Below are 25,829 nucleotides of genomic sequence, written 5' to 3'. Positions count from 1 at the left end.
TCAAGATGAGATTTCCCATTGCGCAAGCAAGTAAGATCCCTCAAAGACGATGAGGTAGATAGGTTCGAGGTGGAAGCGTGGCGACACGTGCAGCTGACGAATACTAATCGATCGAGGACTTAACCAACAAATTGTACGGAATCCTTGCATGTTCCGGTGTCGTGTATCCAGTTTTGAGCGAACAAGCTCAAAAAAACAGTCCAGTGATGATGGCAAAGAGGCCACACCCGTTCCCATCCCGAACACGGTAGTTAAGCTCTTTTGCGCCGATGGTAGTTGGGGGTCTCCCCCTGTGAGAGTAGGACGTCGCTGGGCTATTCTATGTTTATTTTTTGTACCTAATGATTCTTTTACCTTGCTTCCATAGCTCAGCAGGTAGAGTGCTTCCATGGTAAGGAAGAGGTCACCGGTTCGAATCCGGTTGGAAGCTTTTGTTTTCTTTTAGGAGTTTCTAAGCAGGAAGTTAAACATATTTATTTTAATCAAGGCCCCTTGGTCAAGCGGTTAAGACACCGCCCTTTCACGGCGGTAACACGGGTTCGAATCCCGTAGGGGTCACCAATTTCATGGAGGATTAGCTCAGCTGGGAGAGCATCTGCCTTACAAGCAGAGGGTCGGCGGTTCGATCCCGTCATCCTCCACCATGTTTTTTCGTAAGTTTATACGGTGGGGTAGCGAAGTGGCTAAACGCGGCGGACTGTAAATCCGCTCCTTCGGGTTCGGCAGTTCGAATCTGCCCCCCACCACCAGTTTCTTATAGCTATGGGGTATAGCCAAGCGGTAAGGCAACGGGTTTTGATCCCGTCATGCCCTGGTTCGAATCCAGGTACCCCAGCCATTTTTTACTATGAGCCATTAGCTCAGCTGGTAGAGCATCTGACTTTTAATCAGAGGGTCGAAGGTTCGAATCCTTCATGGCTCATTTTCAAATTCCTTGCGCCTGTTCAGCGCGGGGCCTTAGCTCAGCTGGGAGAGCGCGTCGCTGGCAGTGACGAGGTCAGGGGTTCGAGCCCCCTAGGCTCCATTGTTCCATGTGTATTTGTACTATCCATGTGTAAAAAAGCCGTATCCATTAACTTGGATACGGCTTTTTTTTAGTTTCCGATGTATTCGGACTGTGGCCGGAAAATCACATTGTTTTCTTGTTGTTCCAATGCATGCGCGGTCCAGCCGACAATGCGCGCCACACTGAATGTCGGTGTAAACAGCCCTGTCGGCATGGCAATCGACCGCATGATGGCTGCGGCATAAAATTCTACATTGGTATACAGATCACGCCCCGGCTTGCGCTCGTTCAGCAGCTCGATGATGCGGGTCTCGGCAGCAGTCGCCAAGTCGAGCCATGGATCTTTTCCCTGCAACTCCAGACATTTTTTGCGGAGAACAATCGACCGGGGATCTTCTGTCCGGTAGACCCGGTGGCCGAATCCCATGATCTTTTCGCCGCGGTCCAGCTTTTCTGAAATCACGGCATCGATGTGGTCTTCGGTCTTCATGTCATCGAGCAGGTCGATGACACCGGATGGAGCGCCTCCGTGAAGGGGACCTTTCATAGCACCGAGAGCAGAGGTGATGGCTGATACGAGATCGGATTCCGTAGAGATGGTGACGCGTGCTGCAAAGGTCGAGGCGTTCATGCCATGCTCCATGGTCAGCTTCAAATAGGTCTCGAGTGCTTCCGTTTGTGCGCCGGTCGGTTCCTGGCCGTTGATCATCCACAGGTAGTTGGCAGTGTGCCCCAAATCCCTTCGGGGTGCAATCGGCTCCTGACCGTTTTGAATGCGGTAAAATGAAGCCGTCATCACCGGCAGGGCAGCTGTCAGTGCAATGGCTTGTTCTGCGGAAGAGAGAGATTGGAATTCGCTATGCGAATAAGCAGATACCAATGTCCGAACGGCGTCCATCAAAGAGGTTTCTTTTGGCAGCAGCTGTGCAATGTCAGCAATATGCGCCGGAAGCTTACGGTGGGCAGCCAATTGTTGCTGAAGCTGTTTCAACTGCTCAGCATCGGGCCACTGGCCGTGCCAGAGAAAATAAGCGGTTTCTTCGAATGACCGGCCTTCTATAACGCTTTCCACCAATTGTCCCCGGTAACGCAGTTCTCCCCGGTCCCCATCTACAGAAGCAATGGCTGTTTGGACAGCTACTACACCTTTCAATCCTTGCTGAAACATGTGGAATTCCTCCTTTTTCTTTTAGTTTACTCTTCGGATTTGATAAAAAAAATTAAAGATATATAATTGAGACAATTAAGAATAGTAATCGAGATGGGGGATGTCATGGAAGTCCAGTGGTTAAGAACCTTTGTGGACGCTGCAGAAACCTTGAATTTCAGAATGAGCTCGGAACGCCTGATGATGTCACAACCTAGTGTCACCGTCCATATCCGCTTATTGGAGGAAAGCTTAGGCCTCTCCTTATTCAAACGCAGCCATAACCGGGTGTCATTGACCGAGGAAGGGCGCTATTTTAAGGAAAAAGCAGAAAAGGTGCTTGAACAGCTGGATGACAGTGTGGAAGAGCTGCATTCATTCGCCCAGGGCTACCGCAAAAAATGGACCTTGGCGATTTCTCCTTTGATGGCAGAGACGATTTTGCCTTATATTTTGAAATCATTCACAGGGCAGCATCCGGAAGTGGAGCTGGTGATCCGGGTGGAAGAATCCGAACAGATCGAAGCGTTGGTTGAGTCGGAGCAGGTATCAGCCGGAATCTCTGCCTTGCCACCGAGTAGGCGCGGCATTGCACAGCTTGTGGTCTACGACGATCCACTGCTGTTCATCCTTCCAAGAGATGCCTATGATGATGAGACGGGGCCTGCGGTTTCAGTAGAGAAGGCCTTACGGACATCTGTATTGTTTACGCACCATCACCCCGTTTTTTGGGAAGAGCTGTTGGGGCAGCTGCGTCTGTATGTTCCTGGTATCCGCACCATGAAAGTGACGCAGGCGTATATTGCCAAACGGTTTATCCAGGAAGGTTTAGGTGCTTCTTTTTTGCCCAAATCGATGGTCCGTCGGGAGCTGGTCGAAGGGCGCTTGATGGAAGCGCATTTCGACTTGTTTCCTCTACCCGTCGTTTCCACTTATTTTTTGACGAAACACATGGGTGCGCTTGAACAGGATTTCTTGCAGCGCATCCAATCGGTATATTTTACTTAAAAGGAGAGATCGGGATGATTATTGAATCGGATGGTGTTCGTTTACGTTTATTGAAGAGAGACGATTTTGAAGCGCTATGGGCATTGTATACGCCAAAAATCTTTGAGCATATGCTCAATAAAGTCGAGGTTTTCGAAGATATGGTGGCGTGGCTGGAAGCGGGTCTGAACCAATCGAATGTTCTTATTTTTGCGGTGGAAAACCCGGGAACGGGCGATATTCTGGGGACGACACGCATATATGCAATTGATGAGGCCAATAAAAGCTGTGAAATCGGCGCCACTTTTTATGCGCAGTCCGCTCAGCGGACGCATGTCAATACGGCAGTCAAGCGTGCATTGCTGAGTTATTGCTTTGAAGAGCGCGGCATGATCCGGGTCCAATTCAAAACAGATGCCGAAAATATCCCTTCACAAAAGGCCATTGAACGCATCGGCGCTGTAAAAGAAGGCGTTCTGCGCAATGAACGCATCCGCTCGACGGGCAAGCCGAGAGACGCCGTGGTTTATTCTATTATTGATCGGGACTGGCCGAAAGTGAAAAAAGATCTCGCGAAAAAAGTGAATAAATATACCTGATTTTGTACGGTTGAGCCAAAGAGACCTTAGCGGTTACAATGAGTCTATCTTGCTAAGGGGGTATAAAATAATGAATAAATTAAATATATCTATTATCGGAGTTCCAATGGACCATGGGCAAAATCGCCGTGGCGTCGACATGGGACCAAGCGCGATCCGTTATGCGGGTGTCGTGGACCGCATTGAAAACCTGGGCCATACCGTTTCGGATGAAGGGGATATCCAAATCGGCAAAGCAGACGGCAGCGTCGATACATCAACGAACTTGCGTAATTTGAAAGCGATTACGGAAGCGACGGAAGCACTTGGCGACAAAGTGTTTGAAGTGGCAGAATCCGGCAATTTCCCATTGGTGCTCGGTGGAGATCACAGCATTGCCATCGGTACGCTTTCTGGAATTTCCGAACGCCATGAAAACCTGGGTGTCATCTGGTATGATGCGCATGCGGACATGAATACCAGTGATACCTCACCATCCGGCAATATCCACGGCATGCCGCTTGCAGCGAGCTTCGGGCTCGGCCATGAAAAACTGACGAACATCCGCGGCTACTCACCAAAAGTGAAGCCTGAAAATATCGTCATCATCGGCGCGCGTTCCGTTGATCCTGGTGAACGCCAGTTGATCAAAGAACGCGGCATCCGTGTCTACAGCATGCACGAAATTGATAAAATGGGCATGAATGCGGTTATCGAAGATGCGATCCATTATTTAAAAGAGGAACGCAAAACGGATGCTGTCCACTTGTCATTGGACCTTGACGGCATCGATCCAATCTACACACCGGGTGTCGGCACACCGGTTCCGGGCGGCATCAGCTACCGGGAAAGCCACTTGGCGATGGAAATGCTGTTTGATGCAAACATCATCACTTCTGCTGAGTTTGTGGAAGTCAATCCGATCCTGGATGAGAAGAATCGGACAGCTGATGTAGCTGTTGCGTTGATCGGTTCGCTGTTCGGCGAAAAATTATTATAATCAAAAACAGGCACAAGCCTTTTCAAGCTGTAGACCCTCGATCCGTTCGAGCTGTCTGCAGTTTTTTTATGCTGCAAACAGGAAACTTTTTCATTTTAAAAACGTTACAAAATTAGTTGGATTTATTTGGGTATTGTCTGATACGATAGAATAAGGAAAAATAAATGAAACTTTTCATGTTAAGGGACGTATATAAAGTACAGCCGCATAGGCGGAGGGAAATGAGATCATGGATGCGTTAGTCAATAAACGAATAGCTAAAGTATTAAAAGGCGATCAGAACGCATTCGCCGAAATCGTGGAGCTTTACCAGCACCAGCTGTATCAGATCTGCTACCGGATGCTTGGCAACAAGCAGGAAGCGGAAGATATTGCTCAGGAAGCTTTTATGCGGGCTTATGTCAACATCCACACGTTTGACCAGAAGCGGAAATTTTCGACCTGGCTGTACCGCATCGCCACCAATCTGTGCATCGACCGGATCCGCAAGAAAAAGCCGGATTACCACCTGGATGCAGAAGTGCGCGGAACGGAAGGCTTGAACATGTATTCGAAAATCGCCAATGATGACGAGCTTCCGGAAGAAGAGTTAATGCGGATGGAAGTGCAGGAGCGGGTACAGTATGAAATTAGCCGCTTGCCAGATAAGTACCGTGCCGCTATTGTATTAAAGTATATTGAAGAATTGCCGCTGGCGGAAATCAGTGAAATTTTGGATTTGCCGTTGGGTACGGTGAAGACGCGTATACATCGTGGGCGAGAAGCTCTTCGCAAGCAATTGAGCAATTTGTAGGAGGCGAGCATTATGAATGCGTGTCCGGAAAATGTGCTTCATCTAATGGATGATTACCTTGATGGAGATATCAATCCAACTGATGAACAGCAATTGAGAGACCACCTGGAGAGCTGCAGCGATTGCAGAAAGCAGTACCAGGAATTAAGCAGAACCATTGCATTTGTCCAAAGTGCATCACATATAAAAGCGCCATCCGATTTTGTCCAGAAGACAATGGGAAGGCTGCCGAAAGAAAGACAGCGTGCAGGCGTCCAGCGTTGGTTCAGAAGACATCCGATGCTGGCAGCTGCAGCGCTGTTCTGCGTGTTGATGAGCGCAGTATTATTTACAAACTTCAATGACGACCAGCAGTTTGCGTTCACCAAACAGCCGAATCTGGTGGTCGAGGGACAGACTGTCATCGTCCCTGAAGGGCAGACCGTAGTTGGTGACTTGACGGTGCGCAACGGTGATTTGCGCGTCGAGGGCGAGCTTCAAGGGGACGTGACGATCGTCAATGGCCAATACATGGCATCGAGCGGCGTCATCACCGGTGAAATCGAGGAAATCGACAAAGCTTTTGAATGGCTGTGGTACACCATCAAAAACGGTTTTAAAGATGCAGCCGCTATTTTTGGTGGAGATGACAGCCAAATAGAAGAGTAAAACCCATCCTCTCCTAAAGGATGGGTTTTTTCTATGAAGGCAAGCCCAATTCACTTATGATATACTGAATGCATATGCAGATGTAGAAAAGCGAGGGTTGCAGATGCCTTTTTTGGAGAATTTAACAGACCAAACACCACTCGAACTTCTAGGGAATATTATTGATATTTTATTAGTTTGGTTCGTTATCTATAAATTGATCACCGTCATCAAAGGAACGAAGGCTGTTCAATTGCTGAAAGGGATCTTTGTCATTATTATTGCACGCCTCGTGACACAGGCACTCAACCTGGAAACGCTCGGCTGGATCATGCAGCAGGTGCTCGAATGGGGCTTCCTGGCCATCATCATCATTTTCCAGCCGGAGCTGCGCCGTGCGCTCGAACAACTGGGCCGCGGCAAGCTGTTCTCCAGCAGTACGCTGAATGAAGAGTCTGAGCGCAACCGCTTGATCGAAGCAATGTCCAAATCCGTCAGCTATATGGCGAAACGGCGAATTGGGGCATTGATATCGATTGAACGCGAAACGGGTTTGAGCGAGTACATTGAAACCGGCATTCCGATGAACTCGGACATTACCTCTGAGTTGATCATCAATTTGTTCATCCCGAATACACCGTTGCATGACGGAGCGGTGATTGTACAAAAAAACCGGATTGCCGCCGCGGCCTGCTATTTGCCGCTCTCAGAAAGTCCGTTCATTTCGAAAGAGCTGGGAACGCGTCACCGTGCCGCTCTCGGCATCAGCGAAGTAACCGATGCGATTACGATTGTCGTATCGGAAGAGACAGGCGCCATCAGCCTGACGGCGAATGGCGATTTGCACCGCAATTTGTCACTTGAAGACTTCGAAGTGAAGCTGCGCCGGATCTGGTTCGGGGCAGAACAGCAGGAAGTCGCTCTTTCCTGGTGGAATTGGAGGGGGAAAAAGAATGGATAAGATGATGGACAATCGCTGGTTTTTACGAAGCACGGCGCTGCTGTTAGCCTTCCTTTTATTCTTTTCGGTGCAGGCGGAAGATAACTCTACGGGGACGACGGACAATAGCCGGACCTCGGAAGTGATTGAAGATGTGGAACTTGAGGTATACCATGATAATAGCCTGATGGTCAGCGGTGTACCGAAAACAGCTGATCTGCATCTCAATGGCCCTGTCAGTATTGTACAGACAGCGCGCCAATTGGAAGACTTTACGTTGTTTGTGGATTTGCGCAATTTGCCGATGGGGGAGCATCAAGTCCCAATCCAAACCGAAAATCTCTCTGAACAATTAAATATCCGAGTCGACCCCGCTTTTGTCAATGTAGTGATCGAAGAGCGGGTGTCACAGGAATTCCGTATCGATCCGGAAATAAATGAACGGATGCTGGCAGAAGGCTTTATTTTGGAAAGTGTGGCTGTCAATCCGGAAACCGTTACTGTGACCGGCCCGAAAAGCATGATTGACGCCATCAGCTTTGTGAAAGCGACGGTCTCGGGCGAGCAGGGAGTGAAGGAATCCTTTACGACTGGTGCACGTGTCCGCGTATTGGCAGAAGATCTGACGAAACTCGAAAATGCGGAAATCGAACCGCAGGAAGTCGAAGTGGATGTCAATGTCGTCGAATACAGTAAATTAGTGCCGGTAAGGCTTGAGCCGATAGGCGAAGCCCGTCCAGGCATCACCATCAATGACTGGAACACGACCACAGAAGAAGTTCGGATTTTCGGTCCGAAAACGGTGGTGGATGAAATCACTGAATATGTCATTGAAGTGGAAGCGTCAAGCGTCACGGCTGAAGATGATACCGTGGAAGTGGAGCTGGAAATTCCTTCTGGAGCTTCCGGCGTTTCACCGGGCCAAGTCTCGGTGGAAGCGGAAACAGTGATCGATGAGGCGGCGCTGATCCCGGAAGATCCTGAAGCGACGGACAATACAACGCCATAAGGGCTTTGAGGAACATAAAAAAGCGAAAGCTTAACTAAAACAATCAGAAGCAAATGATTGAAGGAGCGAAAAGTAGAATGGGAAAATATTTTGGAACAGATGGAGTACGGGGAGTCGCCAACAGCGAATTGACACCTGAACTGGCCTTTAAATTAGGGCGCATTGGCGGATATATCTTAACGAAAAGTGCGAAAGACAAACCGAAAGTGCTGATTGGCCGCGATACACGGATTTCAGGCGAAATGCTGGAAGGCGCCTTGGCTGCCGGACTGCTTTCTGTAGGAGCGGAAGTTATGCGCCTCGGCGTCATCAGTACACCAGGCGTCTCTTATTTGACACGTGTCATGAGCGCTGAAGCAGGTGTCATGATTTCTGCTTCCCATAATCCTGTGGAAGACAACGGCATCAAATTCTTCGGTTCTGACGGCTTTAAATTGTCGGATGCCCAGGAAGCGGAAATTGAAGCGTTGCTTGACAGCGAAGAAGATACATTGCCGCGCCCGACAGGCGGCGACCTTGGCAGCATCACGGATTATTTCGAAGGCGGCCAGAAATACCTTCAGTACCTGAAGCAGACAGTCGATGAGGAGTTTGATGGCGTCCATGTAGCGCTTGATTGTGCACATGGTGCGACTTCTACGCTGGCGACGCATGTATTTGCGGACCTGGATGCAGACATCACCTCTATGGGAGCTTCACCAAACGGCTTGAACATCAATGCCGGAGTAGGCTCTACACACCCTGAGAAATTAGCGGAGCTGGTTCTTGCCAAAGGCGCCGATATCGGACTTGCATTCGATGGTGACGGCGATCGCTTGATTGCCGTGGATGAAAAAGGCCAAATCGTCGATGGCGATCAGATCATGTATATTTGTGCCAAGCACCTGCATTCAGAAGGACGCTTGAAGAAAGATACCGTAGTTTCGACTGTCATGAGCAACATGGGCTTCTATAAAGCATTGGAAAGCCATGGCATGAAGAGCAACAAAACGGCTGTCGGTGACCGCTATGTAGTGGAAGAAATGAAGAAAAATGACTATAACCTGGGCGGCGAGCAATCTGGCCATATTATTTTCCTGGATTACAACACAACGGGTGACGGCTTATTGACGGGCTTGCAGCTGGTCAATATCATGAAGATCACCGGCAAGAAATTGTCTGAGCTGGCTTCTGAAATGACCATCTTTCCGCAAAAACTTGTGAATATTCGTGTGACGGACAAGCATGCCGTGACGGACAACGCCAAAGTGGCAGCTGTCATTGGAGACGTCGAGACTGAGATGAACGGCAACGGCCGCGTACTTGTGCGTCCATCCGGTACGGAGCCATTGGTGCGTGTCATGGTGGAAGCAGCTTCTGCGGAAGACTGTGAAAACTATGTAGAACGCATTGCGGAAGTTGTCCGCAGCGAAATGGGCTTGAATTAATCGAATAAGGGATTCTGGGGGCCGTAAGCATTCTTGCTTACGGTCTTTTTATAGTGAATCTCCTAACGGATATTCTGCCAAGCGACTGAAGCATCCCTGGAAATGGATTCTTTGTTCTTTATGTAGATGAGATGAAATATAAAAAGTAAAAGGAAAAAGAACCAGTTAACGGAAAAAAATGATGAGATAGACCTAAGTAACTATATGCTTTAATTGACGGGATTGTGTGGAGACTGTATGATGATAGAGTCGGTTTACGACCGCAGAAAAAGGGGGATAGAAGTTAGTGCGAGGAAAACAATTATAGCGCCTGTACTGAAGAAATCGGACGGACCAGTCATCTTCAGTAGACGAGGAGAAGGAGTATCGAGATTTCGGCGGATCCCTTCCGGCCGTGAAGCCCGGTCGTTATGTCCACTCTTAAAACAGTCGAGTGATCGATTGGACAACAAGATGGATGGGCTCAAGCAGAAGTGTTTGGAGAAACAGACAAACACTCATTTTGATTTTCAGAAAAACGGAGGAATTAGACTATGTGTGGAATTGTTGGGTATATTGGAGAAAATGATTCAAAGGAAATTTTATTGAAAGGCTTGGAGCGCTTGGAATACCGCGGTTATGATTCAGCAGGAATTGCTGTCCGCAACGGCAAAGGCGTAACGGTCTTTAAAGAAAAAGGACGCATTGCGGATTTGCGCGGCGTTGTGGAAGAAGAAGTAATGGGCACGACGGGAATCGGGCATACACGTTGGGCAACCCATGGTAAGCCGAACCGCATCAACGCTCACCCGCACCAGAATACATCTGACCGCTTCACAATCGTGCATAACGGCGTGATCGAAAACTATCACCACATCCAACGCGATTATTTAGCAGGAGTGTCGATGGAATCGGATACGGATACGGAAATCATCGTTCAATTGATCGGTAAATTCGTAGAAGAAGGCCAGACGACACAGGAAGCTTTCAGCAAAGCTCTTACCTTACTGAAGGGTTCATATGCGATTGCGCTATTGGACGCGGAAGAAGAGCAGACAATTTTCGTAGCGAAAAACAAAAGCCCCTTGCTTGTAGGACTTGGCGAAGATTTCAATGTCGTGGCATCTGATGCAATGGCGATGCTTCAATTGACGGACCAGTTTGTTGAATTGATGGATAAGGAAATCGTCATCGTCCGCAAAGACAGCGTGGAGATTTTGACGTTGGACGGCGAGGCAGTAAGCCGCTTGCCATTCACTGCAGAAATTGATATGAGCGATATTGAAAAAGGGACTTACCCTCACTATATGCTGAAGGAAATTGACGAGCAGCCGGCGGTTGTCCGTAAAATCGTTCAAGCGTACCAAAACGAAAATGATAAATTGACCATCAAACCTGAAATTTTGGAAGCCATGCAAGCTGCTGACCGCATCCACATCATCGCGGCGGGGACAAGCTACCACGCAGGATTGATCGGCAAGGAATACATCGAGAAATTAGCGGGCATTCCGGTTGAAGTGCATGTTTCAAGTGAATTTGGCTACAACATGCCGTTGCTTTCTGAAAAACCCTTGTTCATCTTCATCTCCCAATCAGGGGAAACAGCGGACAGCCGCCAAGTATTGGTGAAGATCAAAGAGATGGGCCATGCTTCATTGACCATCACGAACGTTGCGGGATCTACCTTGTCGCGTGAGTCTGACCATACGTTATTATTGTATGCAGGCCCTGAAATCGCGGTTGCTTCAACGAAAGCCTATACAGCGCAATTGGCTGTATTGTCGATTCTCGGTGCAGTGACAGCGGAAGCGCGCGGCATCGATATCGGCTTTGACTTGGTTCAGGAACTTGGAATCGTCGCTAACGCCATCCAAGCACAAGTTGACTCGAAAGAAGAAATGGAACAGATTGCTGCTGACTACTTGTCTACGACACGCAATTGCTTCTTTATCGGCCGTGTCATGGATTATTTCGTTGGACTTGAAGGTTCATTGAAATTGAAAGAGATTTCATACATCCAGGCAGAAGGTTTTGCCGGAGGCGAACTGAAGCACGGCACAATCGCGTTGATCGAAGAAGGCACACCGGTTATCGCACTTGCGACACAAGAAGCGGTTAACTTGAACATCCGCGGCAACGTCAAGGAAGTGGCAGCACGCGGGGCACACACATGCATCATTTCAATGGAAGGCTTGCAGGAAGAAGGCGACAGCCTGGTACTGCCGAAAGTCAACGAATTGCTGTCTCCGCTTGTATCGGTCATCCCGATGCAGCTGATCAGCTATTACGCAGCGCTTCACCGCGACTGTGACGTGGATAAGCCGCGTAATCTTGCGAAATCTGTAACAGTTGAATAATCAGCTAGTGTTCGGCTGAACAAAAAGACCTCTTTGGATTTGATTCCAAAGGGGTCTTTTGCGTTCCGGGCATTGAAATATGCGGATTCCCGCTACAAGAAACCTTTAAGCGGAAACGTAATGCTGCTCAGCACAGGGAGCAGCGAACGGGCAATTTGGGTGGCTGGCTTCTGCATAAGGTATTTTTCATCAAATGCTTCCGGCAGCATCGGTTTATCATAAAAGTATCCCTGGTGGATGGTGCAGCCATGGCTGGTTAAAAACAAAGCTTCGTGGGCTTCCTCGACTCCTTCGGCAACAAGGTCACAGCCGACACTGTTCACAAAATGAATAAGAGATTTAAGGACAGCTTCTGATTTTGGATCCTGTCCGATTTTGTCGATAAAAGATTTGTCCAACTTTATCTTATTTATCGGAAAATCCAATAAATATGCAAGTGAGGAAAAGCCTGTACCAAAATCATCGAGTGCGATGGAAATGCCTTTTGCTCTGCAAGCCAACAAATTCGCAAGAGTTGTTTCTGAATACCGCAGTTCGACGCTTTCGGTGATTTCGATTTCAATCAGCGCGGGAGAAATCGCAAAACTGTCCAACAATGCGAAAAGTTTATCAAAAAAAGTAGTGCTGTCGAGCAGGGAAGGAGTGATGTTAATAGCGGTCCGAAGCCTACTGCCGTATTGCTGTTCCCTTTTTTTCACATAAGAAAGAACCTCATCCAGCAAGTAGTCCGTCAATCGTTCAATCGTATTTGTTTCTTCAGCAATTTCAATAAATTCAACTGGCGAGATGAATCCCAGTTCCGGATGATGCCAGCGTGACAATACTTCCACACCGCGGATTTTGTCCGTGGCAGCATCAATCTGTGGCTGAACGGCGAAATGAAAGCCAAAAGACTTCAAGTTCTCAGATAGGTTTTGCTCAATCAGCATGCGTCTTGCCCGTTCCTTCCTCATCGTAGGATCAAAAACACAGAAAGAAGAGCCTTTTTGTTTTTTGGCTTTGCGCATCGCGACTTCACCGAAAGCCATCAAATCCTCAAAGTCTGTTGAATCGGCAGGAGAAGAAATAATGCCGATGCTCGCATTCACGTCCACACGGTTCAAGTGATCCAATTGAAACGGCTTGTCGAACAGCGTACTCACTTTCTCCGTGAAGGCTGACACTTCGTTATCTTTCTGATCTCTTCGCACAATCACCAGTTCATCGCCTTCAAGGCGGCCAACCAGATCGTGAGGGCCAATCAGCTCTTTAAGCCCTTCTACAATGCTTTTAAACACTTCATCACCGATTTTGTGCGTGTAGAGGGTATTGATGTATTTGAACTTATCCAAATTAAGATACAGAATGGAAAAAGAAGCATCTTTCTGCAAAAGTGCCTCGACTTCCTGTCCGATTTTTCTTCTGTTCGGCAACCCAGTCAGATAATCGGTAGAGGCAAACTTCTCCATTTCCTCTTCTGCGGTCAGCCGTTGGGGGATATTCTGAAAATAAACGGCCAATCCATCATTGTCGACGGGATGTATTTGGACTGTAAACCACGATTCCAATGACTCGTAGTATTCCTTGAATTGCACAGGAGAGCGTTCCCGCATCGCTCGAATAAAGTTCTTGTGAAATGCGGTTCCGATCGCTTCTGGGAATGCCTCCCATACGTTTTGGCCAATCAATTCTTCTCTTTTATGGAGAAGAATTTTTTCGGATTGCTTATTTAAAAAGTGAAAATTCATGTGTTGGTCAATCAGGTAAAAAGCATCGGATATATTTTCGAGAATATGCTTGGTCTGGAGAGAGTTAACGGATTGGAGACAAACTGGTTGATGATACAGAATAATGCCTGTTGAGCCGTTGTCCAATGAAAAAGGCCGGTACTTTGTGGACAGCCATTCGGTTTTTTCGCAAATATGGGAAGGGGAGAGGTGGATATGCTTCTGAATTTTCCCCTTCAAGATATCTTGGATGTTTTCAAACTCGACCAATTTTCCTGTACTCTTTAAAAATCCTGCGTAGTCCATGCCGGTTTTCCAATAAGCAGTAGGCAGTTCATGTTGATCACAGTAGGTGATCCATTTGTCATTAGCTAATAAAACGCAGCCATCAGCATCTAAAAGAACAACGAAATCGTCTCTTTCTTCTATTAATTCCTGTACTTGCTGTTTCAGCAACTCCATGATTCAGATCACTCCTCATAAAATAATGGTGCCTCGAATGGTGGGAAACGCTATGCAAAATATGATACTGGCTGTAATTTGTTGATGCCGCCAACACCGCTCACCAAATGCAGGTGTATTCTTTTTTGGATGATACTTCTATATCAACAGTTTGCAGCAGGTAACAAATATGGTGAAAGGCTTGGAGGTTTTTTAGCCGCATGGCTTTGTTTTCATGTTCATCCAAGTAAACGATAAGGTCTTTCTTATGGGAGAAAGAGCGGGCAACCGTGTAATAAGGAATGTTTATCCCTCTCTCTGCTTTTCCCTCGACTAAGTTGAACTTGAACTTCGACAATTGAAAAATATCGGCCACAATATAGCCGCCTTCCCATGAAGAAATCAGCACCAGATCGTATTTTTCATAGGTATTCAAGGTTTCGTCCCGTGTCATCAGCATTTTTTCGAGTGTGCTGCTGAGGAAGGCTCTTACGTCATCCAACTCTAAATCAGTTAAACCTTGCTTCCTTTTAAATGAAAACATAGTAGACCTCCTTTCCTTTAGCGAAATAATAAAAGCGTGTGTCGAGAAGACCTTAAATCATCTGTCTTTCCTCAGCTAGTGTTTTCTCACTTGTTCGGGAAGATTGAGTAAATATTATCTTTTATGAACTTTTAATTCGATTGGAGCGGTGAACGGCAATTGAGGAATACTGAAACCTGGAATGTATATTAAGTTGAACTAATGAACTTTCATCATCAATATTCTGCAAAGCAGCTGAGGCTTATGGGTCCACGTTTCCTCTATTCAAAGAACTGAAGTGATGTGTAAAGATCATGATTCGATGGATCGACTTATAAGAATGAATAATAGTTCCATAGGCTTATTATTAAAATTATTACTTAAAATTATATAATTTATTTGTATAAGGTAAAATGGTTATATATATCTAAATAAGGTAAATAATTATAATCATTTTCCATTAAAATAGGTCTATATATGTGTCTAAGCGTTACGGAAAGAGAAAATTCGAAAAGTATTTTATGTGATAAAAGAGTTGAGTTTATACTTTTTTTACAAAGATTATAACCATGACATTTGTTTTCGGATCCGCGGGATGCCAGTTTTGTCAAGGGTTCACATCGAACTTGGGTGAACATATCCCTCCCTTAAATTTCGTGAAGTGACACCGTATCGCTGGCCTGCACCAGCTCTTTTCTGAATACAATGAAAGATAGGGGTTGGCTTCGAATTTATTAAAATCTGGAGCATGAGTGTCAAGGTCGCCGATTATTGAATAGCTTTATGCACAGGCAAGGAAAAAACTTCCGGCTGTCGTCGGAAAATGGCGGGTTCCAAAAAAATCACAAAGATAGCGGTTTGATTTATCATCAAAACCCCTGCCAAATGGTATACTTAGTACAACATAAAGAAAAAAGGTGTGAACTGAATGTCTTCGTTTAATGACTTTTCCCAATACATAAGTGAAAACGCTGAGTCATTAGCAGTGGAAGTGGTTGAATCGGTAGTGCAGGAGATGAACTTGGACATTCCCCAGTGGGAAAAAGAACAAGCCAGCAGCATGTATGTGGAGCTTCTCGGGTTTTTCGGGCAGTCCCTCCAGGAAGAGGATCGCATTGAAGTTCCGGATTCGCTGATTGAATGGAGTAAAAAGAATGCTGAAATGCAGGTGGCTTCCGGCGGTAAGATTTCAGAGATTGTCGTTCGTTATCCACCGACGCGGCAGGTGTTCTCGGAGATTTTTACACGGCTCAGCCTGGATTTCGGATTGACGGTGGTGGAAAATGCCAAAGCGACACGCGGCATCGATGCCATACTGGATGTCAGCTTAAATGAAACCTTTTATGCTTTTGAGCGGCTGTCGGAGCGGTATCAAGCAGAAACCCAGATGGAGCTGCTCAATCTGTCGGCGCCGATTGTCCCAGTGCTTGACGACGTGGTGGTGTTGCCTTTGATCGGGGTGATCGACAGCTACCGGATCGCCCATATCGTGAACAACGTCATTCCAAGAATCGCGGAGATGGACGTCAACCATGTCATCACTGATTTCTCGGGTGTCCTGACCATCGACGACCATATTGCCCAGTCTCTCCAGCAGATCGGTGGAACCCTCCAATTGATGGGGATTCATGTGGTCATCGCCGGGTTGCGTCCAGATCTTGTCCAGACCATTGTCTACAGCGGAATCGATATGCTCGATGCGGATGCCTATGCAACAGTCAAGCAGGCATTGGAAAGTGTAAAATAAAGAAATATGTTGAAATGCACCGTGCAGCTCGAGCTGCACGGTGCATTTTTTGTGGGACAAACTGGACGGCAAAACCATTAAAAGGGTGGGAATTGAGTCCTTCGAATGAGTTAGAGGCGGCGCGCAACTAAACGATTTAATGTTATGCTAAAATAAGAAAGCACGGAATTTATTCGTTTCAGCTCTAAGCCTGAACGGAGAAAGTCCGCTATTTTTTTGTCTTTTGTGAATGAAGTTTAAGCTTTCTTCCTCTTCCAACCTCAGCACGACTCACTCATATCCACCCCCGCACGTAAACGGGAATAGGCCAAGCCTACCTGCATTCCCAAAGGACAATGAAAACTGAATAGGAAAGGATTTGATAAGATGAGATCTGAGATTACTGCAGATCAAGAGTTAGTCAAAAAGAAACAAAGCCATGGAGACGAAACAACAGGCGACTACACGTTTGACCGTGTTCCACGGGAAGAACGCAAAATGGGTTGGCTGAGCATCACCAACATCACCTTCGGCATCGCGACCGCCATCTTCTATTTCCAGATGGGGAGCGTCATGGCCCTGCAATTCGGAGCCGCCAATGCCATCATTTCCGCCATCTACGCGATCATCGTCGCAGGCATCCTCGGCACCATCATCGTTTACTTATCGGCCAAATCCGGTATGAACGTCAATTTATTATCCCGCGGAGGATTCGGTTACATCGGAGCCTCACTCACTTCCTTAATCTACGCATCGAACTTTATCATGTATTGTGCATTTGAAGGCATGATCCTGGTCGCTGCCGTCCATGCTTATTTCTCCGCCGTCCCCGTATGGCTCTTAATTGTCGGATTCGGTTCAGTGGTCATCCCCTTAAACTGGTTCGGCATCAAACAATTGGACAAATTACAAAAGTGGTCCTTGCCTGTGTTCGCAATTTTCCTGGTTGCGGCCATTGTCGTCGCTTTCAATACCACATCGAAATTTGATGGCAGCTTCTGGACCTATATGCCCGAAGGCGTCCAGATCGGCGGAACCGCCTTGCTGTTGTGCATCGGTATGCAGCACGGCATCATGGGACTGACTGCGTTGATCGCTTCTGATTACGCGCGTTTCCTGAAACCGAAAGACTTGAAAATCGGCTCGATCGCCATCGGATTTATTCCCCAGATTTTCTGCTTTGGCGTCATGGGCGGACTCGGCATCTGGTTCGGCGTAACACTCGGCGAATCCAATCCGGGCGTCTACATCGTCGTCCTGCTTGGGCTTGGCGGTGTGCTGTTTACGATGCTGACGCAAATCCGCATCAACATCACCAATATCTACAGCAGCTCCCTATCCCTGTCGAGCTTTTTTGAAAACATGTTCGGCTTTTCGCCGGGACGCCGTTTCTGGGTAGTGGTGTCCGGTGTCGTTGCCATCATCTTAATGCTAGGTGGCATCGTCGAACATTTGGATGTCGCGATGACCTTCCAGGGAGTTGCGCTGATGAGCTGGGCGTCGATTCTCGTGACGGATGCACTTGTCGTCAAGAAATGGCTGAAGATCGGCCCGGGTTATTACGAATCCAGGCAGCGAAACTTGTATAAATGGAATCCGGTCGGCGTTGTGGCGTTGATTGTGCCAACCGCGCTCGGAACCATCGCAGCACTCGGCTACATGGGCACATTCCTGCAAAGTACCGCAGCGTTCTTCGCATTGATTTTGGCTTCAATCTTGACTGTTGTCCTGGCAGTGGCAACAAAAGGCCGTTATTACGCCAAAAGAAAAGCTTTCGATATTCCGAAAGAGGATTATATTGCCTGAGAAAAAATTCTGCGTTACACTGGTGGCAATAAAGTTTACGGCTATCTAATCCAATTCGGAAAGGATGATCTAGATGACGACTTCTACAGTAACCTTATCGATGGCGCGCCGTTTCAATGCCAGCGACAAAGTAGTGTACGAAGCCTGGACCAACCCGGATTTGATGAAGAAATGGCTCTTCACGACTGAATCCACCAACCAGGTAACGAATAATTCCTTACGCGCAGGCGGCAGCTGGGAAATCGTCGACCGCCGGGAAGGTGTGGATTACCGCGCAATCGGCGAATACCTCGAATTGAAGCCGCCGCATAAACTGATGTTCAGCTTCAAGATGCCACAGTTCAACGACTTGGAAGACCGCATCACGGTATGGATTTCTATGGTGCAAAACAGCTGCGAGATGGCGTTTGTTCAGGAAATCACTGTGCCGCATGAAGAAGGTTGGACAGAAGAGGACGTCAAGCGGACCGGCACGGAATTCAGTGAAGAAAGCCGGAAAGGTTGGAGCTTGATGTTCGAGAATTTAAAGCAATTGGTTGAAACAGAATAACTGGAAAACCGCAATCTCTCGTAAGTCGAGGGGATTGCGGTTTTTTTGTGCGGGATTGCTGTAAATAAATAATATGGATAATATTGCATAACAGTAAAGTAAAGGATATGATCGACAAGAAACAATAAAAATAGCATAAAAATAAATCATTTTTGATTAATATAAGCTATTGGAGGAAGTTCATGACGGAACTTAAAGATTTGGAATTCAAGGTTCAAGAGCTGGTGACCTTACTGGAAGCCTCAAAGCAATTGAATTCTAATTTAGAGATGGAAGAGGTCCTTGAAAGCATCTTGCTGCAGATGGTACAGGTTGTCGGTGCGGAAGCGGGAACCTTATGGGTACTGGACAACGAACAGCAGAAGATCAAGGCATCAGCGGCGTACGGGCCTTCTGCGTCCGACATCCTCAACATCGAGCTGGAATTGGGCGAAGGCATCGTCGGCAAAGTGATTGGAACAGGAGCTGCCCAGCTGATCGAGAATGTAGCTGTGAATCCCGACTGGGCCCATCGCGTGGACCATTCCAGCGGATTCGTGACCAAGTCGATGATCACCGTTCCTTTGGCGGTCAAAGGAACGGTGCTGGGTGCTTTGCAGCTGCTCAATAAAAAAGACATCGCGTTTTTTTCCGAGCAGGACATCAGCCTGGCAGTGGCGCTCGCCAACCAATCCGCACTGGCGCTCCACAACAGCCAGATGTACGACGAACTGCAGCGTATGCTGCTGAGTATGATTCGCACGCTGGCGAAGGTGCTGGATGCGCGTGACCCCTATACAGCCGGCCATTCGGAACGGGTAGCGAAATACTCGTTATGGACTGCCCAAAAGCTCGGCTTCGATTCACAAGCCTGTGAAGAATTGTACAAAGCGGCTTTATTGCACGACATCGGGAAGATCGGCATACCTGATGACATCCTCAGAAAACCTGGACGGCTGACGGGGGACGAATACGCAGCTATCAAGCAGCATACAGTCATCGGGGCAGACATCCTGTCCAATATGGAACCGAAAGACGCCATGGAGCACGCGATTGAAACCGCATTGTCCCATCACGAGCGCCTCGATGGCACCGGCTATCCACACGGCTTAGCTGGAGCAGACATCCCGTTGTTTGCACGGATCGTCGGAGTGGCGGATGCGTTTGATGCCATGACCACTGCGCGTTCTTACAGCAAAGGCCTGTCGTTTCGTTTGGGAGCGGAAGAGCTGCTTCGCTGCCGGGACACCTTATTTGATCGCCAGGTAGTGGATGCATTCGCCGGAATTCTCGCTGAATGCGATTATCGATTGGAAACATACGAAGAGCAACAGGGAAGAGGCTACCGGCTATGAGCCAATTTGACGTATTATTGATCGGCCATTTGATCGGCGATTTTCTGCTGCAGACAAGCTGGATGGCTAAACACAAAGCCGTTAAATGGCTGCCGCTATTAACGCATGTCTCTATTTACACAGCCGTCATCGCGGTGTTCGGCCTCCTCTCAGGGGGCCTGTCCCTGCCGGCTCTGGCCATCATTTTCTTCGGTCATATCGTACTTGACCGAAGGGGCTTTGTGCTGTTTTGGGTCCGGCGGGTCCAGACAGCTAAAGGGCCGGAGAAGGTCTGGCTGTCGATTGTTGCGGACCAGATTTTCCATCTCATTTTGCTTGCCATTGCCATCGTGATTTCCTAGGAGTGAACAACATGAAGCCCAAAACCTATGTGCTTGAAAAAGAATATGCGGTAGACCGCAAAACCGCCTGGCAGCTGCTCGCAGACAATAACCGCATGAACTTGTATATCGGCTTGTTCCCAGTAAGTTTCAGTCCGGCGAAGCAAGACGGAGCGGAAGTGTTTTACCGGGAAGCCCATGCCAAAGTACTGGGGCTCGTCCCCATCTCTTGGCAGGAGTTTCCGTTCCAGTGGCAGGAAAACGACAGCTATACGGTCGAACGCCGCTACCTGAGTGGGCCACTCAAACGTTACACCCTGAAAGTGGAACTGTTCGACAGCGGACAGAGTGGAACACGCGTAAAATTGACGGCTGACTTTGTGCCGCTCAATCCATTGGGCTATGCAGGGATTTGGGCAACCGGGCTGCCGGCTGTCAAAAAGATCATGCGCTATTTGGATGATTACTTGGAATCCGGAGCAACGGATGCTTTCGAAGCACCGCAAAAACCGGCCACGGCCAAAGTCAATCTGTCGGAGCTCGACAGGCTATCGGGCTTGCTTGCCAACTCCCCGGTTAATGGAGACTACGTGGAAAAGCTGCATCGATATCTGGCTGAAAAAGGCGACCACGATGTCGCTCAAATCGAGCCGGTGCAAGTAGCAAAGTTATGGAACACAGATCTGGATGACACCCTGCGCGTGTTGTTGTACGCCACAAAAGCGGGCCTGCTGAACCTCAGCTGGAACGTCATCTGTCCGAACTGCCGGGTCTCGAAAGTCGAGCACAGCTCGCTGTCACAACTCGAGCAGCAGTTTCATTGCGACCTGTGCGGTGTAAACTACGATGCCAACTTCGATCAATATGTCGAGCTGAACTTCTCGGTCCATCCGGCAGTGCGCCAAGCCTACGCTGAAGTGTATTGCATCGGCGGCCCGATGATCACGCCCCATGTCAAAGCCCAGCAAGTCATCGAAAAAGGCAAGACAGCGCGCTTTGTGATTCCAGAGGGAGAAGATGCACTGCGTTTTCGTGTGCTTCAAGCAAACGACAGAGTGGCCGTGGATGAAAATGCGGACGCGGGTTCGCTGGTTTACACCGATTCGGGCTGGTCACAGGATTCCGTCTCTGGCTCTGGTGACGTCCTCATCAAAAATGCCAGTTCTGCGGACATCGTTGTCGCTCTGGAGCATGCCGACTGGAACAAACAAGCAGTGACAGCCGCCAAAGTGACGGCGATGCAGGAGTTCAGGGACCTGTTTTCTTCTGAAGTGCTGTCGCCCGGCCAGAAAATCGGCATCGACCACGTGACGATCCTGTTTACGGATTTAAAAGGCTCGACTTTAATGTATGAAACAATTGGCGACTCCAGTGCTTACGGCCAGGTGCGTAATCATTTCGAATTCCTGACTGGACACATCACCCGAAATTCCGGCAGCGTTGTAAAAACGATCGGTGACGCCGTCATGGCAGTCTTCCATAAACCGGAGGACGGGTTGAAGGCGGCCTTGGCCATCCAGAAAAACCTGAAAGCGTTCAATGACACCGCGAATGAAGACCTGGTGCTGCGGCTTGGCTTGTACAGCGGAGCGGCTATCGCCGTCAATTCCAACGACCGCCTCGATTATTTCGGGCGGACAGTCAACATCGCTGCGCGTATACAGGGGCAAGGCGAAGGCAATGACGTCATCATCAGCCGCGAGGTATTGGCGCAGCCGATGTCAGCGGCAGTGCTAGCCACAGCTGAAGTAGAGCTGGAAGAGTTCTCAGCTGTCCTGAAAGGGATCGACGGGGCTGTGGAGCTGGTGCGGATTCATTTGAGAGGAGAGTTGGAGATTGGAGAGCAAGCAGGTTGAACAGCTTCCAATAGATGGATGGGATTAAAAATTGATTGTTAATAAATGCCTGTTGAGATATGTTTATCTTAAGAGGCATTTTTTTGTTAAGGAAAGGGAGTTGGGCATGATAGTTCAAACAGAGCAATTCGGTGAAGTGGAACTGGTGGAAGAACGTGTCATCACGTTTGATAAAGGAATTCCAGGATTTGATGAATATAAGAAGTATGTATTGATTCCAGCGGACGCAGAAGGAGAGTCGCCATTCTTTTTCCTGCAGTCGGTGGAAGCGGTAGAGGTCAGCTTCTTCTTAGTTGATCCGTTTACGTTTTTTCAGGATTACGATATCAAGCTGGAAGAGCAGATGGTGGAGCGGCTGCAGCTGGAAGATCCGGCAGATGCTATAGTGTTGACGACTGTATCGGTTAAAGGCGACATCAGCGGATCGACGACGAACTTAAAAGCGCCATTGGTCATCAACAATAAGAAGCAAACCGGCATGCAAATTGTCTTGAACAACAAAGATTACCAAATCAAGCAAGCTTTATTCCAGAGCGGCGACACCGCTGCAAGGCAGGTGTAGAGAATGTTAGTATTAGGACGTAAAGAAGGCGAAACGATTATCATCAACGACGACATCGAAATCACGGTTACCTCCATAGAAGGGGACATGGTGCGGCTCGGCATCAACGCGCCGAAGCAAGTGACCATCCACCGGAAAGAAGTGTATTTGGAGATTCAGGAAGAGAATAAGCAAGCGACTTCGAATGTCATTAACTTGAGTGATTTTTTGAGCATGAAGAAGAAATAGTGTCGAAGCCTGCAGATTTTGCAGGCTTTTTACGTAGAGCGAAAAGAAAAAAGAAAAAGTTTCAAAAAACGCTAAACATTTGTTAAACCCCTCCGATATAACTATTGTAAGGCAGTTCAAAAGGATTTGGGCGCTTGCAAAAAATAAAAAACATTACACGGAGGTAATACACAATGATCATCAACCACAATATCACAGCTTTAAACACTCACCGCCAAATGAGCAGCGCAACTAACGCTCAGGCAAACAGCATGGAGAAATTGTCTTCAGGTATGCGTATCAACAGCGCGAAAGATGATGCAGCTGGTCTTTCAATCTCTGAAAAAATGCGCGGACAAATTCGCGGGTTGGAGCAAGCTTCAAGCAATGCTCAAAATGGCATTTCTTTAATGCAAACCGCTGAAGGTGCTTTGAATGAAACTCATGATATTCTTCAACGCATGAGAGAATTAGCTGTACAATCTTCCAACGATACTAACACTGATACGGATCGTACTGAAATTCAAAAAGAAATAAACTCACTAACTTCTGAAATTAACCGTATTGGTAATACAACCGAATTTAATACACAGAAGTTATTGAATGGCGACAAAAATGGTGCTGGTTCAGCAGCAGTAACAGCAGTATCAGGTGTCTTCTCAGTTGAAGTAGCTGATACAGTAACCGCAGGTATTACAATTGATGGGACTAATATAAAGGGAGCTGACTTAGCGGCAGTAGTTACTGCAATTGGTACAGATCCAACTTTAAGTACAAAATATACAGCGGCGGCAGGAGCAGGAGCAGATGCTGGTAAAATCGTCCTTACTCAAATTGCTACTCAAGAATCTGAAAATGCTCCAACAATTGCAGGTGGAAATATTTCTACTACAACTGAAGGCGTAGTTGCCAAAGCGGCAGTAGTAGCTGATCCAAGCAAGAGTCTTAAATTCCAAGTAGGAGCTAATGAAAACCAAAGTTTGACATTAGATATTTCTAATATGACGGCGAGTGGTTTAGGACTTACAACCGTCGGTACTGATACCAAATTAGGTGTTACTGATGGTACTAATAATACGATCGCAGAACAAGCGCTTGACGTTTCAACTCATGAATTAGCAGCAGCAGCTATTACAAAGTTAAATGATGCTATTGAAAATGTTTCATCTGAACGTTCAAAACTTGGTGCAAATCAAAATCGCTTAGAGCACACTATTAACAACTTGGGAACAACTTCTCAAAATCTAACTTCTGCGGAATCACGTATTAGAGACGTCGATATGGCGAAAGAAATGATGGAACAAACGAAGAACTCGATTCTTGCACAAGCATCACAAGCAATGTTGGCTCAATCCAATCAAATGACTCAATCAGTGTTACAACTGTTGAGATAATTGATTCTAGGGCGTCTAACCGGGTAACGGGTTAGAGTATAACTGGGTGAATTGCTGGAACTTCCTAAAGCCTCATCAACCACAACGTAACTGGAAACGGTCAGCGTGACGGTCTGAAAATGATGAGGATGCACCAATGGATAATCAGCAGCCAAGCTCCTGTGAGGAAACTCTGGGGAAGGTTCAACGACTAGGATAGACCGTCTAAGGCACAAGCTATGGCGATGAAATCCGTAGGGCGGCAAGCGCCGTTCGAAGTGCCCAGCCCCTCAAAAATGAGGGTGAAGATATAGTCTATTCTATGATCGAAAGACATAGCGGCAAAGCAAGCCAACCAAGCACCGCAAGCTGTTCTTCAGTTACTGCGTTAATCTTAACGACCAAAAGGAGCCTGATTTTAGGCTCCTTTTTTTATAAGGAGGCAATCTAATGGATATCGCTACATTATCAATGGCATTAAGCCAGATGAGCGTCCGAACAGAAGCGAATGTATCAATTATGAAAAAGACGATGGACCAGGCCGAAACAAATGGTCAGGATGTTGTGAAGATGCTGGAGCAGTCTGTTCAGCCTCATATTGGTGGTCGCTTGGATATTAAAGGATGAGTGAGGGAGTCTAAGACTGTAAAAGGTTATAGGCTTTTTTCTTTTTATTGTAAAAATATTTTATTCACCCCCACAATTATCCTATTCTTTTTTCACCCGTTATCTTGTACACTAAAAATAATTAATTCCGACAAAGGATGTGAGAACTAATTACCAGTCCGATTTCTTCCAATAACCTTTTATATAATACAATCGCCACAATGGCCAAGTCGATGCCCGCTTTAAGCCAGACCGATAGCGGCAGTAATTCCATCGGCAGTTCGACGAGCCCGAGCACATTTTTCGCGATGCTGATGAACGCCATGATGGAAAGTATGGAACAAACGGGTACTGGAACGACTCCGCAAACGGGAGCTCAAGTGTCCTTACCAACTTTGACTACACCTTTAACGGCGCCGTTAACCAATTCCTACAACCCAGCTATTTCCATCCCGCCGCTCAACACAAAAGAAGTTCCAACCGCAGCAACTGATAAAAGTGACTTAAAGTTCCGACCGACGCAATTTATCAAGCTGGATAATACCCTGGAAGGCAAGTTAAGCGGAACGGCCGCCCACTTTATCAATGCCGGGAAAAAATACGACCTGGATCCGAATTTATTATCAGCCATCGCCATCCACGAAACCGGAAATGGCTCGTCGAAAGCGGTCAACGACAAAAACAATGTCGCCGGCATGATGGGCAAGAATGGCCTGCGAAGCTATGCTTCTGTGGAGGACAGCATTTTCGACATGGCTCGCAACTTGCGCCAGAATTATTTGAATGAAGGAAAAGATACCATTGCAAAAATAGGAGCGAAATACGCGCCGGTCGGAGCTGCCAATGATCCAACGGGGTTGAACAACCACTGGACACAAGGCGTCAGCAATCATTATTCCAAACTCACATAAAATAAGACGGGTTCTTCGAGAACCTGTCTTATTTTTTTTGATTTAATGCTAAAAAAAT

General features: G+C 47.4%; 23 protein-coding genes, 7 tRNA genes and 2 rRNA genes. 29 read left to right on the top strand and 3 right to left on the bottom strand.

What is annotated here, in order from left to right; translation table 11 throughout:
* The 9 genes from ACRC6Q_RS15705 to ACRC6Q_RS15665 all read left to right on the top strand — a co-directional run.
* Positions 1 to 127: ribosomal RNA gene (locus ACRC6Q_RS15705) — 23S ribosomal RNA — on the top strand; the annotation flags it as partial.
* 72 nt (positions 128 to 199) lie between these two features.
* Positions 200 to 315: ribosomal RNA gene (rrf, locus tag ACRC6Q_RS15700) — 5S ribosomal RNA — on the top strand.
* 42 nt (positions 316 to 357) lie between these two features.
* Positions 358 to 430 (top strand) — tRNA-Thr (locus tag ACRC6Q_RS15695).
* Positions 431 to 486: 56 nt separating this feature from the next.
* Positions 487 to 561: transfer RNA gene (locus ACRC6Q_RS15690), tRNA-Glu, on the top strand.
* A 7-nt stretch (positions 562 to 568) separates the two neighbouring features.
* Positions 569 to 644 (top strand) — tRNA-Val (locus ACRC6Q_RS15685).
* 21 nt (positions 645 to 665) lie between these two features.
* Positions 666 to 749: transfer RNA gene (locus ACRC6Q_RS15680), tRNA-Tyr, on the top strand.
* Between the two features lie 14 nt (positions 750 to 763).
* A tRNA-Gln gene (locus ACRC6Q_RS15675) sits at positions 764 to 838 on the top strand.
* Between the two features lie 11 nt (positions 839 to 849).
* Positions 850 to 922 (top strand) — tRNA-Lys (locus ACRC6Q_RS15670).
* Positions 923 to 951: 29 nt separating this feature from the next.
* A tRNA-Ala gene (locus ACRC6Q_RS15665) sits at positions 952 to 1,024 on the top strand.
* Between the two features lie 70 nt (positions 1,025 to 1,094).
* Here the strand turns inward: ACRC6Q_RS15665 and ACRC6Q_RS15660 are convergent.
* Positions 1,095 to 2,174 carry a citrate synthase/methylcitrate synthase gene (locus ACRC6Q_RS15660; protein WP_431466999.1) on the bottom strand — a complete coding sequence of 360 codons (1,080 nt, stop codon included), beginning with the start codon at positions 2,172 to 2,174 and terminating at the stop codon, positions 1,095 to 1,097.
* A gap of 105 nt (positions 2,175 to 2,279) precedes the next feature.
* Here ACRC6Q_RS15660 and ACRC6Q_RS15655 point away from each other — a divergent pair, with 105 nt between their 5' ends.
* The 9 genes from ACRC6Q_RS15655 to glmS all read left to right on the top strand — a co-directional run bounded on the left by ACRC6Q_RS15655 (position 2,280) and on the right by glmS (position 11,850).
* Positions 2,280 to 3,161, top strand: coding sequence for a LysR family transcriptional regulator (locus tag ACRC6Q_RS15655; protein ID WP_431466998.1), 882 nt, complete (start codon positions 2,280 to 2,282; stop codon positions 3,159 to 3,161).
* Positions 3,162 to 3,175: 14 nt separating this feature from the next.
* A complete protein-coding gene (locus ACRC6Q_RS15650) occupies positions 3,176 to 3,739 on the top strand; it encodes a GNAT family N-acetyltransferase (RefSeq protein WP_431466997.1) in 564 nt (187 codons plus the stop codon).
* 70 nt (positions 3,740 to 3,809) lie between these two features.
* Positions 3,810 to 4,718 (top strand): arginase, encoded by a 909-nt coding sequence (gene rocF, locus ACRC6Q_RS15645; protein WP_431466996.1) that lies wholly within the window; start codon positions 3,810 to 3,812, stop codon positions 4,716 to 4,718.
* Between the two features lie 229 nt (positions 4,719 to 4,947).
* Complete coding sequence (gene sigW / locus ACRC6Q_RS15640) at positions 4,948 to 5,511, top strand: RNA polymerase sigma factor SigW (protein WP_215101094.1); 564 nt, start codon at positions 4,948 to 4,950, stop codon at positions 5,509 to 5,511.
* Positions 5,512 to 5,523: 12 nt separating this feature from the next.
* Positions 5,524 to 6,159 (top strand): anti-sigma factor family protein, encoded by a 636-nt coding sequence (locus ACRC6Q_RS15635; protein WP_223642354.1) that lies wholly within the window; start codon positions 5,524 to 5,526, stop codon positions 6,157 to 6,159.
* A gap of 103 nt (positions 6,160 to 6,262) precedes the next feature.
* The gene (gene cdaA, locus ACRC6Q_RS15630) at positions 6,263 to 7,099 is read left to right on the top strand and encodes a diadenylate cyclase CdaA (protein ID WP_223642356.1); all 837 of its coding nucleotides are present in this window, start codon (positions 6,263 to 6,265) and stop codon (positions 7,097 to 7,099) included.
* Positions 7,092 to 8,087, top strand: coding sequence for a CdaR family protein (locus tag ACRC6Q_RS15625; RefSeq protein ID WP_431466995.1), 996 nt, complete (start codon positions 7,092 to 7,094; stop codon positions 8,085 to 8,087). The genes cdaA and ACRC6Q_RS15625 overlap by 8 nt, the downstream gene beginning before the upstream one ends.
* Before the next feature lie 77 nt (positions 8,088 to 8,164).
* Positions 8,165 to 9,514 (top strand): phosphoglucosamine mutase, encoded by a 1,350-nt coding sequence (glmM, locus tag ACRC6Q_RS15620; protein WP_431466994.1) that lies wholly within the window; start codon positions 8,165 to 8,167, stop codon positions 9,512 to 9,514.
* A 533-nt stretch (positions 9,515 to 10,047) separates the two neighbouring features.
* Positions 10,048 to 11,850: a glutamine--fructose-6-phosphate transaminase (isomerizing) gene (glmS, locus tag ACRC6Q_RS15615; protein WP_394121100.1), complete on the top strand. Its 1,803-nt coding sequence runs from the start codon at positions 10,048 to 10,050 to the stop codon at positions 11,848 to 11,850.
* 92 nt (positions 11,851 to 11,942) lie between these two features.
* Here the strand turns inward: glmS and ACRC6Q_RS15610 are convergent, their stop codons facing one another.
* Complete coding sequence (locus ACRC6Q_RS15610; RefSeq protein ID WP_431466993.1) at positions 11,943 to 14,018, bottom strand: EAL domain-containing protein; 2,076 nt, start codon at positions 14,016 to 14,018, stop codon at positions 11,943 to 11,945.
* Positions 14,019 to 14,118: 100 nt separating this feature from the next.
* The gene (locus ACRC6Q_RS15605) at positions 14,119 to 14,541 is read right to left on the bottom strand and encodes a hypothetical protein (RefSeq protein WP_431466992.1); all 423 of its coding nucleotides are present in this window, start codon (positions 14,539 to 14,541) and stop codon (positions 14,119 to 14,121) included.
* A gap of 907 nt (positions 14,542 to 15,448) precedes the next feature.
* Between ACRC6Q_RS15605 and ACRC6Q_RS15600 the strand changes: the two genes are divergently transcribed.
* The 11 genes from ACRC6Q_RS15600 to ACRC6Q_RS15550 all read left to right on the top strand — a co-directional run bounded on the left by ACRC6Q_RS15600 (position 15,449) and on the right by ACRC6Q_RS15550 (position 25,771).
* Complete coding sequence (locus ACRC6Q_RS15600) at positions 15,449 to 16,267, top strand: STAS domain-containing protein (RefSeq protein ID WP_431466991.1); 819 nt, start codon at positions 15,449 to 15,451, stop codon at positions 16,265 to 16,267.
* A gap of 366 nt (positions 16,268 to 16,633) precedes the next feature.
* Positions 16,634 to 18,052 carry a purine-cytosine permease family protein gene (locus ACRC6Q_RS15595; RefSeq protein WP_223642367.1) on the top strand — a complete coding sequence of 473 codons (1,419 nt, stop codon included), beginning with the start codon at positions 16,634 to 16,636 and terminating at the stop codon, positions 18,050 to 18,052.
* 73 nt (positions 18,053 to 18,125) lie between these two features.
* Positions 18,126 to 18,602 carry an SRPBCC family protein gene (locus ACRC6Q_RS15590; protein ID WP_431466990.1) on the top strand — a complete coding sequence of 159 codons (477 nt, stop codon included), beginning with the start codon at positions 18,126 to 18,128 and terminating at the stop codon, positions 18,600 to 18,602.
* Positions 18,603 to 18,784: 182 nt separating this feature from the next.
* The gene (locus ACRC6Q_RS15585) at positions 18,785 to 19,936 is read left to right on the top strand and encodes an HD domain-containing phosphohydrolase (RefSeq protein WP_431466989.1); all 1,152 of its coding nucleotides are present in this window, start codon (positions 18,785 to 18,787) and stop codon (positions 19,934 to 19,936) included.
* Positions 19,933 to 20,277 carry a DUF3307 domain-containing protein gene (locus tag ACRC6Q_RS15580; protein WP_431466988.1) on the top strand — a complete coding sequence of 115 codons (345 nt, stop codon included), beginning with the start codon at positions 19,933 to 19,935 and terminating at the stop codon, positions 20,275 to 20,277. The genes ACRC6Q_RS15585 and ACRC6Q_RS15580 overlap by 4 nt, the downstream gene beginning before the upstream one ends.
* Positions 20,278 to 20,288: 11 nt before the next feature.
* Positions 20,289 to 22,112, top strand: coding sequence for a DUF5939 domain-containing protein (locus tag ACRC6Q_RS15575; RefSeq protein ID WP_431466987.1), 1,824 nt, complete (start codon positions 20,289 to 20,291; stop codon positions 22,110 to 22,112).
* Positions 22,113 to 22,218: 106 nt separating this feature from the next.
* On the top strand, positions 22,219 to 22,674 hold the full coding sequence (gene fliW, locus ACRC6Q_RS15570; RefSeq protein WP_431466986.1) for a flagellar assembly protein FliW: 456 nt from the start codon (positions 22,219 to 22,221) through the stop codon (positions 22,672 to 22,674).
* A 3-nt stretch (positions 22,675 to 22,677) separates the two neighbouring features.
* Positions 22,678 to 22,902, top strand: a complete 225-nt coding sequence (csrA, locus tag ACRC6Q_RS15565; RefSeq protein WP_431466985.1) for a carbon storage regulator CsrA — start codon at positions 22,678 to 22,680, stop codon at positions 22,900 to 22,902.
* A 173-nt stretch (positions 22,903 to 23,075) separates the two neighbouring features.
* The gene (locus ACRC6Q_RS15560; protein WP_431466984.1) at positions 23,076 to 24,275 is read left to right on the top strand and encodes a flagellin; all 1,200 of its coding nucleotides are present in this window, start codon (positions 23,076 to 23,078) and stop codon (positions 24,273 to 24,275) included.
* Between the two features lie 429 nt (positions 24,276 to 24,704).
* Positions 24,705 to 24,881 carry a YjfB family protein gene (locus tag ACRC6Q_RS15555; protein ID WP_431466983.1) on the top strand — a complete coding sequence of 59 codons (177 nt, stop codon included), beginning with the start codon at positions 24,705 to 24,707 and terminating at the stop codon, positions 24,879 to 24,881.
* 200 nt (positions 24,882 to 25,081) lie between these two features.
* A complete protein-coding gene (locus ACRC6Q_RS15550) occupies positions 25,082 to 25,771 on the top strand; it encodes a glucosaminidase domain-containing protein (RefSeq protein ID WP_431466982.1) in 690 nt (229 codons plus the stop codon).
* Positions 25,772 to 25,829 lie beyond the last annotated feature (58 nt).

The sequence above is a fragment of the Planococcus sp. SE5232 genome (assembly GCF_050686535.1).
Lineage (GTDB): Bacteria > Bacillota > Bacilli > Bacillales_A > Planococcaceae > Planococcus.
This window is presented reverse-complemented; position numbering and strand designations above follow the sequence as displayed.

Coding starts and splice junctions, on each gene's coding strand:
- ACRC6Q_RS15660 (WP_431466999.1), bottom strand. CDS start 2,174: ATGTTTCAGCAAGGATTGAAAGGTGTAGTAGCTGTCCAAACAGCCATT.
- ACRC6Q_RS15655 (WP_431466998.1), top strand. CDS start 2,280: ATGGAAGTCCAGTGGTTAAGAACCTTTGTGGACGCTGCAGAAACCTTG.
- ACRC6Q_RS15650 (WP_431466997.1), top strand. CDS start 3,176: ATGATTATTGAATCGGATGGTGTTCGTTTACGTTTATTGAAGAGAGAC.
- rocF (WP_431466996.1), top strand. CDS start 3,810: ATGAATAAATTAAATATATCTATTATCGGAGTTCCAATGGACCATGGG.
- sigW (WP_215101094.1), top strand. CDS start 4,948: ATGGATGCGTTAGTCAATAAACGAATAGCTAAAGTATTAAAAGGCGAT.
- ACRC6Q_RS15635 (WP_223642354.1), top strand. CDS start 5,524: ATGAATGCGTGTCCGGAAAATGTGCTTCATCTAATGGATGATTACCTT.
- cdaA (WP_223642356.1), top strand. CDS start 6,263: ATGCCTTTTTTGGAGAATTTAACAGACCAAACACCACTCGAACTTCTA.
- ACRC6Q_RS15625 (WP_431466995.1), top strand. CDS start 7,092: ATGGATAAGATGATGGACAATCGCTGGTTTTTACGAAGCACGGCGCTG.
- glmM (WP_431466994.1), top strand. CDS start 8,165: ATGGGAAAATATTTTGGAACAGATGGAGTACGGGGAGTCGCCAACAGC.
- glmS (WP_394121100.1), top strand. CDS start 10,048: ATGTGTGGAATTGTTGGGTATATTGGAGAAAATGATTCAAAGGAAATT.
- ACRC6Q_RS15610 (WP_431466993.1), bottom strand. CDS start 14,018: ATGGAGTTGCTGAAACAGCAAGTACAGGAATTAATAGAAGAAAGAGAC.
- ACRC6Q_RS15605 (WP_431466992.1), bottom strand. CDS start 14,541: ATGTTTTCATTTAAAAGGAAGCAAGGTTTAACTGATTTAGAGTTGGAT.
- ACRC6Q_RS15600 (WP_431466991.1), top strand. CDS start 15,449: ATGTCTTCGTTTAATGACTTTTCCCAATACATAAGTGAAAACGCTGAG.
- ACRC6Q_RS15595 (WP_223642367.1), top strand. CDS start 16,634: ATGAGATCTGAGATTACTGCAGATCAAGAGTTAGTCAAAAAGAAACAA.
- ACRC6Q_RS15590 (WP_431466990.1), top strand. CDS start 18,126: ATGACGACTTCTACAGTAACCTTATCGATGGCGCGCCGTTTCAATGCC.
- ACRC6Q_RS15585 (WP_431466989.1), top strand. CDS start 18,785: ATGACGGAACTTAAAGATTTGGAATTCAAGGTTCAAGAGCTGGTGACC.
- ACRC6Q_RS15580 (WP_431466988.1), top strand. CDS start 19,933: ATGAGCCAATTTGACGTATTATTGATCGGCCATTTGATCGGCGATTTT.
- ACRC6Q_RS15575 (WP_431466987.1), top strand. CDS start 20,289: ATGAAGCCCAAAACCTATGTGCTTGAAAAAGAATATGCGGTAGACCGC.
- fliW (WP_431466986.1), top strand. CDS start 22,219: ATGATAGTTCAAACAGAGCAATTCGGTGAAGTGGAACTGGTGGAAGAA.
- csrA (WP_431466985.1), top strand. CDS start 22,678: ATGTTAGTATTAGGACGTAAAGAAGGCGAAACGATTATCATCAACGAC.
- ACRC6Q_RS15560 (WP_431466984.1), top strand. CDS start 23,076: ATGATCATCAACCACAATATCACAGCTTTAAACACTCACCGCCAAATG.
- ACRC6Q_RS15555 (WP_431466983.1), top strand. CDS start 24,705: ATGGATATCGCTACATTATCAATGGCATTAAGCCAGATGAGCGTCCGA.
- ACRC6Q_RS15550 (WP_431466982.1), top strand. CDS start 25,082: ATGGCCAAGTCGATGCCCGCTTTAAGCCAGACCGATAGCGGCAGTAAT.